At 61.5% G+C, this 13,966-nt stretch carries 15 protein-coding genes and 3 pseudogenes; 12 read left to right on the top strand and 6 right to left on the bottom strand.

Features of this window, described 5'->3' with window-relative positions; translation table 11 throughout:
- Window positions 1–7: 7 nt before the first annotated feature.
- Window positions 8–991 carry an IS5 family transposase gene (locus tag M3O59_RS15610; protein WP_116906923.1) on the bottom strand — a complete coding sequence of 328 codons (984 nt, stop codon included), beginning with the start codon at window positions 989–991 and terminating at the stop codon, window positions 8–10.
- A gap of 49 nt (window positions 992–1,040) precedes the next feature.
- Here M3O59_RS15610 and M3O59_RS15605 point away from each other — a divergent pair, with 49 nt between their 5' ends.
- The 5 genes from M3O59_RS15605 to M3O59_RS15585 all read left to right on the top strand — a co-directional run bounded on the left by M3O59_RS15605 (window position 1,041) and on the right by M3O59_RS15585 (window position 3,361).
- Window positions 1,041–1,394: an abortive infection family protein gene (locus M3O59_RS15605; protein ID WP_220375948.1), complete on the top strand. Its 354-nt coding sequence runs from the start codon at window positions 1,041–1,043 to the stop codon at window positions 1,392–1,394.
- Complete coding sequence (locus M3O59_RS15600; RefSeq protein ID WP_116906925.1) at window positions 1,391–1,987, top strand: hypothetical protein; 597 nt, start codon at window positions 1,391–1,393, stop codon at window positions 1,985–1,987. The genes M3O59_RS15605 and M3O59_RS15600 overlap by 4 nt, the downstream gene beginning before the upstream one ends.
- A 74-nt stretch (window positions 1,988–2,061) precedes the next feature.
- Window positions 2,062–2,442 carry a hypothetical protein gene (locus tag M3O59_RS15595; protein ID WP_095574599.1) on the top strand — a complete coding sequence of 127 codons (381 nt, stop codon included), beginning with the start codon at window positions 2,062–2,064 and terminating at the stop codon, window positions 2,440–2,442.
- A 2-nt stretch (window positions 2,443–2,444) separates the two neighbouring features.
- Window positions 2,445–2,765, top strand: coding sequence for a hypothetical protein (locus M3O59_RS15590; RefSeq protein WP_249047137.1), 321 nt, complete (start codon window positions 2,445–2,447; stop codon window positions 2,763–2,765).
- Between the two features lie 137 nt (window positions 2,766–2,902).
- A complete protein-coding gene (locus tag M3O59_RS15585; protein ID WP_116906926.1) occupies window positions 2,903–3,361 on the top strand; it encodes a hypothetical protein in 459 nt (152 codons plus the stop codon).
- Between the two features lie 109 nt (window positions 3,362–3,470).
- Here M3O59_RS15585 and M3O59_RS15580 read toward each other — a convergent pair whose 3' ends face one another.
- The 3 genes from M3O59_RS15580 to M3O59_RS15570 all read right to left on the bottom strand — a co-directional run bounded on the left by M3O59_RS15580 (window position 3,471) and on the right by M3O59_RS15570 (window position 5,606).
- Window positions 3,471–4,742, bottom strand: a complete 1,272-nt coding sequence (locus tag M3O59_RS15580; RefSeq protein WP_249047136.1) for an HNH endonuclease — start codon at window positions 4,740–4,742, stop codon at window positions 3,471–3,473.
- Window positions 4,705–5,097, bottom strand: a complete 393-nt coding sequence (locus tag M3O59_RS15575; protein ID WP_080995336.1) for an HNH endonuclease — start codon at window positions 5,095–5,097, stop codon at window positions 4,705–4,707. Before M3O59_RS15575 ends, M3O59_RS15580 begins: the two co-directional genes overlap by 38 nt.
- A 182-nt stretch (window positions 5,098–5,279) precedes the next feature.
- Window positions 5,280–5,606 carry a hypothetical protein gene (locus M3O59_RS15570; protein ID WP_116906927.1) on the bottom strand — a complete coding sequence of 109 codons (327 nt, stop codon included), beginning with the start codon at window positions 5,604–5,606 and terminating at the stop codon, window positions 5,280–5,282.
- 266 nt (window positions 5,607–5,872) lie between these two features.
- On the opposite strand from M3O59_RS15570, the gene M3O59_RS15565 reads away from it, so the two are divergent.
- A complete protein-coding gene (locus M3O59_RS15565) occupies window positions 5,873–7,468 on the top strand; it encodes a MobA/MobL family protein (RefSeq protein ID WP_116906928.1) in 1,596 nt (531 codons plus the stop codon).
- Window positions 7,469–7,520: 52 nt separating this feature from the next.
- Here the strand turns inward: M3O59_RS15565 and M3O59_RS15560 are convergent, their stop codons facing one another.
- Window positions 7,521–7,862: a hypothetical protein gene (locus M3O59_RS15560; protein ID WP_116906929.1), complete on the bottom strand. Its 342-nt coding sequence runs from the start codon at window positions 7,860–7,862 to the stop codon at window positions 7,521–7,523.
- 592 nt (window positions 7,863–8,454) lie between these two features.
- On the opposite strand from M3O59_RS15560, the pseudogene M3O59_RS15555 reads away from it, so the two are divergent.
- Together M3O59_RS15555 and M3O59_RS15550 are read left to right on the top strand one after the other, a co-directional pair.
- Window positions 8,455–8,604, top strand: a pseudogene (locus tag M3O59_RS15555) (transcriptional regulator); the annotation flags it as partial.
- Window positions 8,605–8,820: 216 nt separating this feature from the next.
- Window positions 8,821–9,582, top strand: a pseudogene (locus M3O59_RS15550) (type IV secretory system conjugative DNA transfer family protein); the annotation flags it as partial.
- Window positions 9,583–9,614: 32 nt separating this feature from the next.
- Here the strand turns inward: M3O59_RS15550 and M3O59_RS15545 are convergent.
- Window positions 9,615–10,717 (bottom strand): IS3 family transposase gene (locus tag M3O59_RS15545; RefSeq protein ID WP_330462629.1). Its coding sequence is split into 2 segments (ribosomal slippage): window positions 9,615–10,468 and window positions 10,468–10,717, totalling 1,104 coding nucleotides; the frame shifts between segments, so codons are not numbered across the junction.
- 304 nt (window positions 10,718–11,021) lie between these two features.
- On the opposite strand from M3O59_RS15545, the gene M3O59_RS15540 reads away from it, so the two are divergent.
- The 4 genes and pseudogenes from M3O59_RS15540 (at window position 11,022) to M3O59_RS15525 (ending at window position 13,561) form a co-directional block, all read left to right on the top strand.
- Window positions 11,022–11,702, top strand: a complete 681-nt coding sequence (locus M3O59_RS15540) for a thermonuclease family protein (protein ID WP_373418979.1) — start codon at window positions 11,022–11,024, stop codon at window positions 11,700–11,702.
- 448 nt (window positions 11,703–12,150) lie between these two features.
- Window positions 12,151–12,459, top strand: a pseudogene (locus tag M3O59_RS15535) (alginate lyase family protein); the annotation flags it as partial.
- A 228-nt stretch (window positions 12,460–12,687) separates the two neighbouring features.
- A complete protein-coding gene (locus M3O59_RS15530) occupies window positions 12,688–13,080 on the top strand; it encodes a hypothetical protein (RefSeq protein ID WP_181920609.1) in 393 nt (130 codons plus the stop codon).
- Window positions 13,081–13,168: 88 nt separating this feature from the next.
- Window positions 13,169–13,561, top strand: coding sequence for an H-NS histone family protein (locus M3O59_RS15525; protein WP_064634538.1), 393 nt, complete (start codon window positions 13,169–13,171; stop codon window positions 13,559–13,561).
- Window positions 13,562–13,966: the final 405 nt, after the last annotated feature.

Below are 13,966 nucleotides of genomic sequence, written 5' to 3'. Positions count from 1 at the left end.
GCCCGGGTTACGGGCACACCGCCCCCACGACAGGCATCAACTGCTTTCGCTTCAGCCACAGGTTCGACAGTGCAAACAGCGTCAGCACCTGCGCGGTATTCTTCGCCAGGCCGCGATAGCGCGCCTTGACGTAACCAAACTGGCGCTTGATCACCCGAAACGGATGTTCCACCTTCGCCCGCAGGCTGGCCTTGGTGTGCTCCCAGCGCTTGGTCCACTGCAACTCGCGCGCGTTCTTGATCTGCTTGAGCTTGGACGGCTTCTCTGCAATCAGGTAGCGCAACGTGCGCTTGCGTGCCATCTCCGCGCGCTTGTCCAGCCCCGTGTAACCGCTATCCCCGCTGAGCGTGTCTTCCTTGCCATGCAGTAGCTTGTGCGCCTGCGTGATATCGGCGACGTTGGCCGCCGTGCATTCCACGTGGTGGACCAACCCGGACACATCGTCTACCCCAATGTGCGCTTTCATCCCAAAGTAATACTGATTGCCCTTCTTGGTCTGGTGCATCTGCGGATCACGCTTGCCGTCCTGGTTCTTGGTCGAACTGGGCGCTGAAATGATCGTGGCGTCTACGATCGTCCCGCCGCGCAGGCTCTGCCCCTTGCGCGACAGGTGCGCGTTGACCCGGTTGAACAGCTTGCGCGCCAAATCGTGTTGCTCCAGCAGGTGGCGGAAGTTGAGAATCGTGGTCTCGTCCGGCACCTCATCCAGGCCGCCGATCTTCGCGAAACGGCGCATCGACACCGTGTCGTACAGGGCTTCTTCCGCCGATGGATCGCTCAATGCGTACCACTGCTGCAGAAAGTGGATGCGCAGCATCGTCTCCAGCTGATACGGCTGTCGCCCCGGCTGCCCCGACTTGGGATAATGCGGTGCGATCAGCGCCAGCAGGTCTCTCCACGGCACCACCTGATCCATCTCGGTCAGAAACACCTCGCGCCGCGTCTGCTTGCGCTTGCCGTTGTACTCCGCGTCGCCGAAGGTCAGCTGCATCGAAATCGTCCGCTCGGTTCGTTGATCGATTGTCGCAGATCAGACTGCTTTGTTCAGACCTTCCTTAGGAAAGTCAAGCGACATCAACGATCTGACCAAGCGGGTAGCAAAGGAGCTGGAGCTCGTTCCTGAAGGCGTGAGTGACCGAGCCAAGGGCGCAGACAACATCAAGTTGATCCTGCGGAACCTGACAGCGATAACCAACCACTTGGCTGAGTTGCGCGGGCGCTACGGGACAGGGCATGGGCCGAGTGGACATCATCGCGGGCTTCAGCCTCGGCACGCGCGCCTGGCAGTCAACGCGGCACTTACCTATGTTTGGTTCATTGTAGACACCTATCAGGCTAGATCATTACTCAAGGGCAGCGCTGGCTCGAATCAAGAAAGAAAGGGGGATAAATGAAACACGTAGCGATTGCTGCTCTGCGATGCAGCCTGCTGATGGGATTGTTGATCGTTGCCGCTCCACTGTTGGCCAAGCCCAAATGTGAGATCGACAGCTTCACCGGCAAAAAGGGCTGCGTTTACGGCACCGGCGCGATTGGGATGGCTGGCGTGGGCAACCAGATCATCACTGCTGACGGACAAATGGGATTTCAGCGTGCGGTCATGTTCGTCTACAAGCCTTTGGATGTCAGCTCGATTCTCTTTCGTGTTGATGGACAGCGCACTATTCGATTGAGCGCTAAGAACACCAGTCGGCCGGACGTTCATTGTTCCGGGCAGCTTTGCACATGGTCATGGACCGTGCTCGCGCCAATCTCTGGAGACTTCCTTAAGGAGTTGGCCGGCGCCGATGAGTTGATCATGGTGATGGAATCGGATGACCACCAGCGTAGTGAAGAAATGACGATGAAGAAGGGTGGACGAATATTCGCGAAGTTCTTGGAGGACATCCAGGCCAACGAGCCTTCGGTGCTAGATACCTCGAAAGCGGAGGCCTTTGTCCAGGTTGGCACGGACCTTCAGCCCTACACTCCGCCCGCGGTGCCTTGAGGATTCAATGTGAATCAGGCGCTGAAGACGTTGGGATGCCAGTCACGCGCCCGGAATAGATTGGGAGCAAGAAAATGGTCCGCACCACCCATTGGCCCAGTGCGAAGTTGTCTCCCCAGCAGAAGGCCATCGTGGCCGCGCACGCGGTGCTAAACATGGCCGAGGGCAAGGCCGACGAGCGAGCGGTTCGCAGCCTGCTGGTCAACGAGATCGGCTTGGCCTGGTCGCCGTTGAACTGCCTTCAATACCTGTCCGGCAAGGAAGCCACGGCTGCGCTAACCGCGCTTCCGGACAACTGGAAGCAGTTGGACAGGAACAAGAGCGACCTCCTGCGCGCCTCGGTCGTTTCGCTGGCGATGGTCAAAGAGGTTCGAGGCGCTGGGGGCGGCAAGCTATCCGGAGCCAAGCTCGCCGAGCGCCTGGAAGAGCTGCGAACCGCGATGGGGCAAGGCTAGCCGTGGACCATTTTGAAGGCGTGGTGTTGGACTACCTGCGCGCAGACCGCGCGCTGTTCGTCAACAGCCAGTGCTGCATCCAACTCAACGAAGGCGCCAACCCCGATACGAGCGGCCCGTGTTGGCATTGCGACGCGGTGGTGGTCAGCTTCAAGGAGCAGGCGGCTTGCCTCTGCGAAATCACCTACGCCGACGGGCGCCGTCCTCCCTTTGGCACGTCTGAGGGCGTGGGACGAACATTGGCATGGGGTCAGGGCAGCGCTGGCCCGGGACAGCGGCGTGCCGCTGGATTGGAGTGTCATTCCCTGGCTCTTTGTCCCTGAGTCCAATGCCAACGGCATCCAATACGCCATCATCGGTTCTGGAAGAACCTCCCCAGCCCCCGCATCACGTTCTTGGAGGAGGTGTTGCCCTGGTGCTACCGCTCCTGGGATCGCGGCGCATACGTGGACAAGTCCCCATGACCGAACTGAACATCACCGCCACCAGCTACGCCTTGTTTGAGGGCGAGGCTGCCTGCTGGAAGTGTTCGGCGTCTATCCCCGTGACCGCCATTTGGGTGCCCGGTTTCCTCGACAACGAGGACGAGGAATACCCGGAAGAAGGCGGCCCCTCTCTACTGAAATATGTCAGCGAGTTGGACGTGGGGACGATGGGCCGGGTCAAGGCCGCGGTCCCCTGGCTCAAGCCCAACTTTTCGCAGACGGCCAACCAGACCTACTTGGCGAACCACTGCAAGGCTTGCGACGAGCTGCAAGGCGATCACTTCGTCTTCAGCCCGGACGGCCCGTTCTTTCCCCAAGACCAAGCTGGCGTGGACCAGCTGAAGGTCATCCCGGGACACTGGCCCTTGATGGCAAACGCTTCCACGGTGCAGTCGAGCTGGATGGAGCTTGTCGGGCTTCCAGAAAGCACCTGACGGCGGCGTCAGAAGCGCAGACGGGATTTCGCCCAGGGGTCTCAATCCCTTCGAACCGACGAGGGCATAATCCTCCCCGTTCCATGATCCTTGAGTTCCTTCGGCGGGCTCACCTCCGGCCTATTTTTGCCTCATCAAGGCCGTTGCGCTGGCGCGCCAAACGGGCATGGTGCCTAAGATGCTCGGGATTTGGGTGACAAGCAGCCGTCCTGGGAAGTGTCAACGGCGTTCCGTGCATGGCCTCGTAATCAGTGCCATTCAGCTCTGCTGAGACAGCAAGTCGCAGGTCTTCGAACCAAAGCAGGCCCAGATCGAAAAGGGTATGGATGTCACTTCGAAGCAATAGGCCGTTGTCTACCCTGTTGGTGTGCTCACCACGGTAGGGAAGAATGTGCGCTGCTTCCAGAACGCGGACGGCGTTGGAGCCGGTAACTGCGCAGCGTCTTTCGTATGCGTCGAGCAGTTCCACACGGAAGTGCTGCTGACCCTGCCTCTGAGAGATCGCTGTCATGGCCCACACGCGCGAGTCGTGGTCTGAGCTAATGGGAGGCAGCGAGGCCAATGATTCGCCTTCAACCTCGGCTCGGGCCAGTTCGCCAAGGGAAAGCGCAATGACTTGCCACTTCCCGCCAGAGGACTGCTCAAGACTCACATGGCCATAAACCGCTGGATTGAAGAGGGTGTAGCGAGTCTTAAGTGGTGGGCCGGCGTCTGTAAGCTTGAACAGTCGGTCGTGGCGATGCGCAAGATCGCTGCGCCAATCGTGGCGAGCCAGGTTGAAGTGGGGTCGGCCAGGCGAGTTGACGGTTAGAAGCTCCAGGTCGGCACGGGGATTGCCAAGGGGATCTCCCGGGTATCGCTGATCAAGCCACGCCACGATCTCGGCAAGTGTGCCGGTCCCAAGCGCCTGGACTGCTTCAACCACGCGCCAGTATTTCGCGGTCGCGGCAGCGGCGCTGCCGCCGCTGGGACTTGTGGCAGAGGGGTTCGTTGGCGCCGCCTCTACCGTCTCAAAGGCAAAAACAACCTCGTCCTTGCTGATTCGGATAACCGTTCCAATCAGATCCGGGCGAGGGTCGTAAGTGCTCTTGGCATCTTTCGCTCGTCCGTTTCTAACCAAATCGACCTGGTCCGTCTGCGCAAGGACGACCCGAACAGGCAGGCCTTGCTTCAACGCATCCGCCACATCCTTCTTGAACTTGACTCCCCCAGAAGAGCCCCAATGGGTGATCTCGTCGCTGTAGGCGCTGTAGTCCTCAGAAAAGTTGTGCTTCCAAAGACTGACCACCAACTCCCTACGAGACTCTGTAATCCATGAGGATGTTGAGATCGCGGGCTTGATCTCAGCGCCAAAAGTGCGGAACGCCCCGCTTTTCAACATTTGTAGATTCCTTTCTTGAGTGCTCAAGACGAACAATAGAATGCCATTTTCCTTTGGCTAAGCGCCGTTGAACGTGCGCCTTGTAGTGAGTGGGATTCGACGCCTGACCTTTCCCGCGGTGTCGGCGGACATTGCAGAGGAAACAAGCGGCCACTACGTTCCCTGGAACGTCCAAGCCCGCGTCCTGCTGGGCCACCAGGTGCTCGGCAGTGCATTGAAAGCTGCGTGCCTTGCCGGGCTTCAGCCCTAGCTCGACAGGAGAGGCCAGCCACATCGGCCGGTCGCAGTAGTAGCAACGGCCGGACTGTGCATTGAAGGCATTGGTGCGAAGAGATTTGAGGCGCTTGTTGCTCATAGAGGGCTCCGGAATCAAAAGAAGATTCCCGTGCCTCCTAGTGGAGAACCTCGGGCACCCGGAGCCTAGTGGCTATGCGGGCACAACACCGCGGGGATGCCCCCACTGGCAGACACGTTGTAACCGACCATCGGTGCGGCTGCAACCCTCCGATGCGCGATGGGCAGGGCGGGCGACCACGCTCAATGCGTGCTGTGACCTTCTTCGGCGTTCGAGATTTCCATTCGCAACGCGCCGAGGGAGCTCGCTTGGTTACGGGTTGCCGCGTCGCTCCGATTTCCTACGTGAGCCAAAAGCGCACCCACCAACTCGGCATCCTCCAGCGATTCTGCTCCTGCAAGGAACACGAGCTCTGCCACCCGTGTGCGTCGCTTGGCTTCTTCGCGGCGCTGCGTTCCCTTGGCCTTCACCGCTTGGCGCTGGTGCGCTAAAAGCTCGCGCGCTTGACGCTGAGCCAGTCGTTCCGTCGCACGCTGAATTTGGCTGTGATAGTGATGGGTGGTGGTCATGGGTTTCTCCTGAGTTGCTGCAATGAGTCAAGCAGGAAAACGGCTCGCGTCAAGCATCTAGGTGGTCTCGAATTTCGTCCGCATCTAGAATCGGAAAGCTTGAAAAACAGGGCTTAAAAGAAAGAAGCAAGAGCGCACCTAGGTGTCACATGGTGACACGTGCGCAAAGGGCTTCGCCCCTTGAACCCCAAGCGCCGAGGGCGCTTGCGAAAATCCAAAGCCGAGGCATAAACCAAGCAACCCCACTGCTTCGGAGTCGCCGCCTCATGGCCATCTACCACGCCAACGTCAAAACCTTCAGCCGCGCCAAAGGACATTCGTCCATCGCAGCGGCCGCCTACCGCGCCGGCCTGCTGCTGGAGGACGCGCTCACCGGCTTGCGCCACGACTACCGCCGCCGGGACGGCGTCGTCGAAACGCGCTGCATCGCTCCCGAGGACGCGCCCGATTGGGCCCTAGTCCCCGCTGAGCTCTGGCCGGCGGCAGAGGCGGCAGAGCGTCGCAAAGATTCGACCGTCGCGCGGGAGTTCGAGTTCGCGTTGCCGCACGAACTCGATGACCTCCAGCGCTCCGAGCTGGCCGTGGAAGTCACCCGTGCGCTCGTCGGTCGCTACGGGTTCGCGGCCCAAGCCAGCATCCACAGCCCTGGCAGCAAGGACGGCTTGAACTGGCATGTCCACGTCCTGGCAACGACGCGGCGCATGGGGCCGGACGGTCTTACGGACAAAACCAAGGAACTGGACGGCGGGCCATCGGGACGTGTCGAGGTGCAGTGGGTGCGCGAACTCATCGCCTCCACCATCAACGCCCATCTCGAAAAGGCGGCGCTTGAGATTCGGGTGGACCACCGCAGTTTGGAAGCACAGGCAAGTGACGCCCTGGCGCGCGGCGACGTGGCCGCGGCTGCCGTCCTGTCCCGCGAGCCCACCAAGCACGTCGGCAAAAACGGCACCGCGCTGGCCCGGCGGGGCCAGCCGTCGGAGCGTTCAGACGAGAACCGTCGAATCGAGGAGACCAACGAGGAGACCTTCCAAAAGCTCATCGCCGTGTTCGAGCAGGAAGGGCGCGCCATGCCGGTGCCCGACGGTCACAACCAGGCCCAGGCCGAGCGCGAGTCTCGCCGCCCTTCTGATGGGCTGTCCTTGTCGCTCGGGCGCGGGGCAGGGCACATCGAGGTGTCCCGCAGCATGGCGACCATTGCCCGTGGGCTGGGACTGATGGAGGCCGAGGAGGCCAAGCCGTCGCGCGAGCCACGTTCGGTCTCCGAGCTCGCGGAGGAGGCCAATGACGAATGGGGAGTGGCTATTCAAGCGGATCCCCGCTTGGCTCAGACGCTCCAAGCAACCCTGTCCTTGATGCAGTGGATCAGGGAACGCGTGACTGCCTTCGCCGAGGAGGCCCGGCTGCGCCCGGACCTCAACGAGTTGCTCCGTCGGCTGCGGCGCTTCAAGGCAGCCACCATGAAGTTCGCCCGGCGGCTATTGGCGGTGCGCCGAGCGGAGAAGCTGCACCACATGGCCGAGAACGCGTGGCACGACTTTTTGGCGAACAATCCCGAGCCTGGGACGTCATGGACGCAGGGGGACTGGAAGCAGCGGCGCGGGCGTCGGTTGAGCACCCTCGAAGCCCGAGCCGCAGAGCTGGCCGATGCAAGGACTCGGGTGACCGCGGAGGAACAAGCCCTCTGCGAGAAAGAGGCGTCGGCCAGCGCGGCGCACCTGGAGGCCTTGAGCCGGGACGTGCTTCAGCGCTACCCCCTCCAGCTCGACATGGCGGTTGAACCCGATCAGCCCCGTCCAAGCCCTCCCATCTCCGCTCCCCCTACTTGCGCCTACGTTCCCAAACCGCCGCGCTTCCACTGAGACCAAAAAGCCCCGCAGTGCGGGGCTCAATGTTTGCGGGCGCTTGGCCGGCTCAGTGAAGCGTTGGGCGCTTCTTGTTGCGCACTGGGTCCAGCTGAGAGTCTTTGGGCTTTCGGCCCGCTCGCCACTCCTCCATCGAAGGAAGCTCCCTAACGATGACGGCCTCCCGGGTGCGCACCGGTTGGGAGGGACCGGGAGGGACATGCTCCAAGGATTGGGCGGCGGCGCTCCCATCTGGTGGCTTCTTCTGGCTGTAGACGATCAGTTCCCCGGCGGACGCCCAGGCATTGCAAACATTCTTCTGCCGCAACAGGGGCTCGTCGGAGAGGGTCTGGCTCATCAGACCGGCGAGCAAGTGGCCGGCGATCTCAAGTTGTTGGGGGTTGATAGTCATGAAAACTCCTGTGTGTGGGGAAGTCCTCATCCAATCAACAATTCTCAGCTAAGCAAGAGCTCGCTTGTGGGCTTATTTCACAAATTTGAATACGAGGAAAGATTTCATCTTTAGTATGCCCAATGTTGATATGTGGGCTGCCGCCGCTCTCCAGCGCAGCCGGAAGAATGTGGACCCCACGTGCTGCGGGAGACACGACTCGCAGGCGTGGGAGACCGAACGGCCAACCTCCCTCCCTCTGGAGCCTGTCCGGTTCCCGAGCAGTCCAAGGTTCGCGGGCATGGAGACTTGAAGCGCTGCCACTCGCTTGGCTATGATCGGGTATCACGCGGGGTATCATTTTTGGATCACCCCACTCCGGGATAAGTTAGGAAAATCAATTGGTTGGCGCGGTAGGATTCTGTTCCCATCGCCCGCTCCAGTCTTGCGAATTTCAGCGCTAAGTCGTTGGCCGCGCTGGCTAATCCTCCCGGTTGAAGACCGCTCCGAACGACCTCCCGAGGTATCGTTTGAGATATCGCTTTGCCAAAGCCCCTCTTGCTGCATCGGCCATCAGGCATCTAGTGCGCTTTTGGGCTCCCGCTAATTTGCAAGGGCAGAGAAGGGTGTCAACGGGTGCGACTTGCGCACCGCCAAGCGCCTGGCCGATGCCCTCGACATGCCACTGGCTGCCTTCTTCGCCGAGACCGATGAGTTGGCAGATGCCATCCAAGTGCTCGCCAAGCTCTCCGTCGAAGAGTAGTGAAAGGTCGTCGCCGAATTGCAGCTCTAAGCCCAGCGTAGCAATCAGCCGAGCCCATCGTGCATCGGGCCTCGCTGGTGTCTTGGATCCGTCAGACAATTTCTATACAGATGCCAATGTGCAACCGATCTGAACGGGCGGTGTGATCCTGTAATCTTGCGAGCGGACGGTCGTTTTCAAACAAGCCAGGGATCCGAGCATGGAAGGCATGGCGTTATGAGCGGAAAGATCAAGATCGGTGTCGCCATCGGGCTATTGCTGTTTGCCTTGGTCGGAGGACTTTTTCTCTCCGGCCAGTTGATCTTGATGCTGTTGAAGGTGGCTGAGCCACTCACCTTCACCACCTACTGGTCTTACGTCAAAGCGCTCGGCCTCCCGCAGTTCGCTCCCTACGCGACCAAGATCAAGCTGGCTGGTGTCTTCGGCTTCGGCGTGCCGCTTCTGGCCTGGATCGCACTGCTTATCCCGCTGTTCAAGCCGAAGGCCGCCGCTTTGCATGGCGATGCGCGCTTTGCTTCTGGCAGTGATCTGGCTAAGAAGGACATGCTCAAACCGTCGCCAACCGGCATCGTGGTCGGCAAGCACGGTGGCAAGCTGGTGCGCTTGCCCGGTCAGCAGTTTGTGATCCTGGCCGCGCCCACGCGTTCGGGCAAGGGCGTGGGCATCGTCATTCCCAATCTGCTCGACTACCAAGGCTCGGTGGTGGTCCTGGATATCAAGCAGGAAAACTTCGAACTGACCTCGGGTTGGCGCAAGAGCCAAGGCCAAGAGGTCTTCTTGTTCAACCCCTTTGCCGAAGACGGGCGCACGCACCGCTGGAATCCGCTGAGCTACATCTCGCCCGATCCCGCCTTTCGCGTGTCGGATCTGATGAGTGTCGCGGCGATGCTCTATCCAGACGGCTCTGAGGCACAGAAGTTCTGGGTGAGCCAGGCCCGCAACGCCTTCATGGCGTTTACGCTCTATCTGTTCGATAGCCGACGTCCCCCCATCCTGAGTAGCGGCCGGGTCTAGAGTCCGGGGTTGATGATATCGGTGTTGGCCAGCTGTTGGGCATACGCGGACGGGGTCATGCCGCCGATTGCTTTCTTGGGTCGCTCCTCGTTGTATTCGCGTCGCCAGCGCTCGATCTCGGTGCGTGCGTGCAGCAGTGTCGGGAACCAGTGCTCGTTGAGGCATTCATCGCGCAACCGGCCGTTGAACGATTCGACATAGGCGTTCTGGTTTGGCTTGCCGGGTTGGATGAGTCGCAACTGCACGCCACGCGCATGCGCCCAGGTGACCATCGCCTTGCCGCAGAACTCCTTGCCGTTGTCGGTGCGGATCACCTGCGGCAAGCCGCGGCTGATGGCCAGCCGCTCCAGCACACGCGTCACGCCATGGCCCGAGATTGCACGCTCCACCTCGATGGCGACCGCTTCGTGTGTGGCGTCGTCCACGATCACCAGGCACTTGATCGCCCGGCCGTCGGCGGTGCGGTCGAACACAAAGTCCATCGACCACACCTGGTTTGCCTGCAATGGCCGCAGCAGCGGCTGACGCTCGCCCACTGACACTTTCTTGCGCTTGCGGCGGCGGACCTGCAGCTGCTGCTCGCGGTACAAGCGCTCCACACGCTTGTAGTTCACCAGGCGTCCTTCCTGGCGCAGCTTGAGATAGATCATCCCCACGCCGTAGCGCTTGTGGCGATGCGCCAGTTCCACGATGCGCTCGCGTAGCGCAACGTTGCGGTCCTCGCGCGGGCAATAGCGCAGCGCACTGGCGCTCATGCCGATCGCGGCCAACGCGCAACGCTCGCTGGCCCCTCGCCCCATCCACTCGCGCACCAGCGCACGACGCGCCGGTGCGCTCACCATTTTTTTTGCAGTGCCTCCTTGATCAGATCGTTCTGGAACACCTGCTCGGCGAGCAGCTTCTTCAGGCGCGTGTTCTCTGCCTCCAGGTCCTTGAGTCGCTTGGCATCGGGCACGCTCATCCCGCCAAACTTGCTGCGCCACAGGTAGTAGGAGGCCTCGCTGAAGCCATGGCGCCGGCACAGGTCCTTGATCGCCACGCCGCTTTCGGCCTCACGCAGAAAGCCGATGACCTGCTCGTCAGTAAAACGCTTCTTCACGTCCAATCTCCTTCGGGTAGGGAATTGGACTCCAAACTGCGGCGCTACTCAAAATCGGGGGGACGTCGGATCGCTGACGAGGCGTTCGGTCCGCGGTGGAGCATGCCTGAAGCGTGCACACGACATCGTGCCGAAGGGATAGGCAGCGCCTGTGGATTGGCATACAGTGCCGGCCCTTGCGCTGGCATTGGTTGCCGGAGCAGATGTCAGGTTCGATGGAACGCTTGACCAAGCCGGCCGGCTGCAGTGGCAACAAGGCACGACACGCGGAGCGCGGTCTGCCGATTTAGAAAGGAAGTGGCGGTTGAGGTTGTTGAAAGCTTGGTTGTTGTCGGTGGTGTTGGTTGTTTCGCCTCTTCATGCTGCAGAGCTGGTCGGCCGTGCGACGGTGACCGATGGGGACACCATCACCATCGCGCAACAGCGCGTCCGCCTGTGGGGAATCGATGCGCCGGAGAGCGCGCAGCAGTGCACTGCACATGATGGCAGCGCCTGGCCGTGCGGCCGCCGCGCGGCCGCCGCGTTGGATGGCTATCTGCTGGACAAGACGGTGCGCTGCCAGCCCAAAGATACCGATCGCTATGGCCGCACCGTTGCCGAGTGCTTCGTGCAGGGGCAGTCCGTCAATGCCTGGATGGTGCGATCCGGTTGGGCGGTGGCCTATCGGCAATACGCCACTGCGTTCAGTGCAGACGAGCGCATTGCGCAACAGCAACGGCGCAACATTTGGCAAGGCGTGTTTCAGGTGCCGGCAGAGTACCGGCGCGACAAGAAGGCACGGGCAGCAACCGCACGCCAGGCTGCACCATCGGCGCCAAGCCATTGCAGAATCAAAGGCAATATTTCCAGCAATGGCAGCAAGATCTTCCATGTGCCGGGCCAGCGCGATTACGCACGGACGCGCGTTTCAACCCAGAAGGGCGAGCGCTTCTTCTGTTCGGTGAACGAAGCCACTGCTGCCGGGTGGCGACCGGCGCGACGGTGATGCGGCTGCGGTGTACCGTGGCCTGCCGCGGCACGTGGTGCGCCTGAAAGCACGTGCGTTGCCACGCCGCGTACGACCGGGTGGGCGATGACGCGTCTGGCGATGAAAGGAATGTTTCGGAGATCCCTGTTTGCGGTGCTGCTCGCATGGGCAGGGAGCGCGGCGGCGGTGACGCCGATCTGGCCGGCACAGCCCAGCGCGGCTGCACGGCTGCTGCAGCAACCGGCAACAGTGGCCGCCTGCCCGGTGTCGTGGGCCAAGCCGTTTACCGGGCGGCTGCTGCTGCAAAGCAAGTACGCACAGGCTCGATGCGAGCAGGCCCACGCTGACGCAGCAAAATGCGCAGACGCAAGCGACCCAAACCCAGATTCGAACGTATCTGCAGCAGCTGGTTGCGGCATCTGCACGCTTTGAGCGGGCCAGCAGTGCAACCGATGCCGCAACGGCATTGTCCTGCGTCGGCCAGGGGCTGGATCGCTGGGCAGACGCGGGCGCATTGCTCGACCCTGATGCCTCCAAGACCGGCATCGCCGAGCGCAAATGGGCGCTGGCTGCCATTGCAGCGGTGGTCATGCAGACCCAGGCCTTGAGCAATCACCGCTTCGAACTGTCGCAGGCAAGCCGCACCTGGCTGGCGCAGCTCGCCCAGCAGGTGATTGCCGACCACACGCCGCGGCGCAAGGCCTCCTTCGCGCATTTCAACAATCATGATTACTGGGCTGCCTGGGCCATTGCGGCAACCGGTATGGCGATCGGCCAGCAGGACCATATCGACTGGGCGGACGTGGCGCTACGGCGTGCGCTGACCGAGCAGGTGCGCTACTCCGCAACAGGCGATTACGCCTACCTGCCGCTGGGGCTCGCGCAGGACAGCCCGCCGGATCGGCGCAAGGCCTGCGAGCACACCCAGAGCTTCGGAATTTCCCTGCACAGAGTCAGGGAGATCCCGATTGAGCCTTCCGCCGCCCCGCCACATAGTGCAGGCATGAACACCCATTCCCAACTCGTCGGCGCGCTGGTCAAGGGCATGCGCCGTGCCGAGTCTGCGCGGACGGCGTCGATCGCCTACAGCGCCGGCCTCGCGGAGCAGACGAGGATCGGCTTTGCCACAGCGGACGATGCGGACAAGGTGCTGGAAATGTTCGCGCTCGAGCCGGCGCAGATCCGCGAATTTGGGCTGATCGGGGTGGAAGAACTGGGCGAGGCGGTCTGCCACGCCTGGTCGATCAATGCCGGCGAGCTGGAGCGGGTGGTGCAGTGGTTCCGGGCGCCGCGGGTGGAATTCGTCGGCAAGCACTGCAGCGAGCTGATCCGTGCCGGGCGGATCGGCCCGGTGTTGACCATGGCCCGCGAGCACGCGCTGCTGCGCCATCGCTGAGCGCCAGCAGACTCGTACGGCCCTGGCGCTTTACGCTGGGCGGCGCAGCGGCAATACTCGCTGACCCGCCCAACCTTACGTTTTGCCAATGCGCCAGGTTCCTCCCGCTTCACCCGCCGCCGCTGCACGCGCCCAACTGCTGGAAGAGCTGCGCAAGCTCGAGCAGGAAGAAGCGCAGCTGAAATATGCTCAGACGCTGGAAGCCTTCGACCAGGTGGTCGAGGTGCTCACGCAGTTCGGCAGCCGTTTCAATGCCAAGCAGAAGTCCCAGATTGCCTCGCTGGCGATGACTGGTAAATCCAAAGGCCCGCTGTCCTCTACCGGCGAAGTGGTCGCCAAGTATTGGATTCCGCATTCCGGCGAGACCTGGTCCGGCCGTGGCCGTACGCCACGCGCGTTCAAGGCCTGGGAAGGCACCAGCTCCTACAAGGAATGGAAGGCCAATCACCCGGACAAGCGTTTTCCGCTGTATCCGGGCTGAGCCGTTCGATCGTCGTTTTAGTGGTTGCACCTTGGAGTTGCGCTGGCCCGCAGCGTGAATGTTTTAGCGATTGTTTGGCGCCCTAGCGCCTGGATGCGTTTTTGCGTCGGTCGGCGCTCGGCCGAAGTGGCTGTTGTTTGCGGTATTAGCCGATATTCGATGCTCTATCGTCGATCGATGTTCAGCTCGGTTGCGTGCTTCTCGGTTTTTCGGCTGCCTGCTGTTCGTTGACAGACGATAGGCGTTGAAGGGCTGCCATCTGTATTTCTGATCGCCAGCTACCGGTGTCTAAGCGTCACATTCAATGCTGAATTTCAAGCAGTGTTGAGGAAGGCGGCATAAAAATTTAAGCGAAAGCCTCCGAAGCTTGAATGTCGTCAATGCGCGGCGCTCTATCCGGCCAAT

Source organism: Xanthomonas nasturtii (genome assembly GCF_023337365.3).
Lineage (GTDB): Bacteria > Pseudomonadota > Gammaproteobacteria > Xanthomonadales > Xanthomonadaceae > Xanthomonas > Xanthomonas nasturtii.
The sequence above is the reverse complement of the archived record's forward strand: the minus strand, read 5'-3'. Positions and strand labels throughout refer to the sequence as shown.

Coding starts and splice junctions, on each gene's coding strand:
- M3O59_RS15610 (WP_116906923.1), bottom strand. CDS start 991: ATGCAGCTGACCTTCGGCGACGCGGAGTACAACGGCAAGCGCAAGCAG.
- M3O59_RS15600 (WP_116906925.1), top strand. CDS start 1,391: ATGAAACACGTAGCGATTGCTGCTCTGCGATGCAGCCTGCTGATGGGA.
- M3O59_RS15595 (WP_095574599.1), top strand. CDS start 2,062: ATGGTCCGCACCACCCATTGGCCCAGTGCGAAGTTGTCTCCCCAGCAG.
- M3O59_RS15585 (WP_116906926.1), top strand. CDS start 2,903: ATGACCGAACTGAACATCACCGCCACCAGCTACGCCTTGTTTGAGGGC.
- M3O59_RS15580 (WP_249047136.1), bottom strand. CDS start 4,742: ATGTTGAAAAGCGGGGCGTTCCGCACTTTTGGCGCTGAGATCAAGCCC.
- M3O59_RS15575 (WP_080995336.1), bottom strand. CDS start 5,097: ATGAGCAACAAGCGCCTCAAATCTCTTCGCACCAATGCCTTCAATGCA.
- M3O59_RS15570 (WP_116906927.1), bottom strand. CDS start 5,606: ATGACCACCACCCATCACTATCACAGCCAAATTCAGCGTGCGACGGAA.
- M3O59_RS15565 (WP_116906928.1), top strand. CDS start 5,873: ATGGCCATCTACCACGCCAACGTCAAAACCTTCAGCCGCGCCAAAGGA.
- M3O59_RS15560 (WP_116906929.1), bottom strand. CDS start 7,862: ATGACTATCAACCCCCAACAACTTGAGATCGCCGGCCACTTGCTCGCC.
- M3O59_RS15530 (WP_181920609.1), top strand. CDS start 12,688: ATGAACACCCATTCCCAACTCGTCGGCGCGCTGGTCAAGGGCATGCGC.
- M3O59_RS15525 (WP_064634538.1), top strand. CDS start 13,169: ATGCGCCAGGTTCCTCCCGCTTCACCCGCCGCCGCTGCACGCGCCCAA.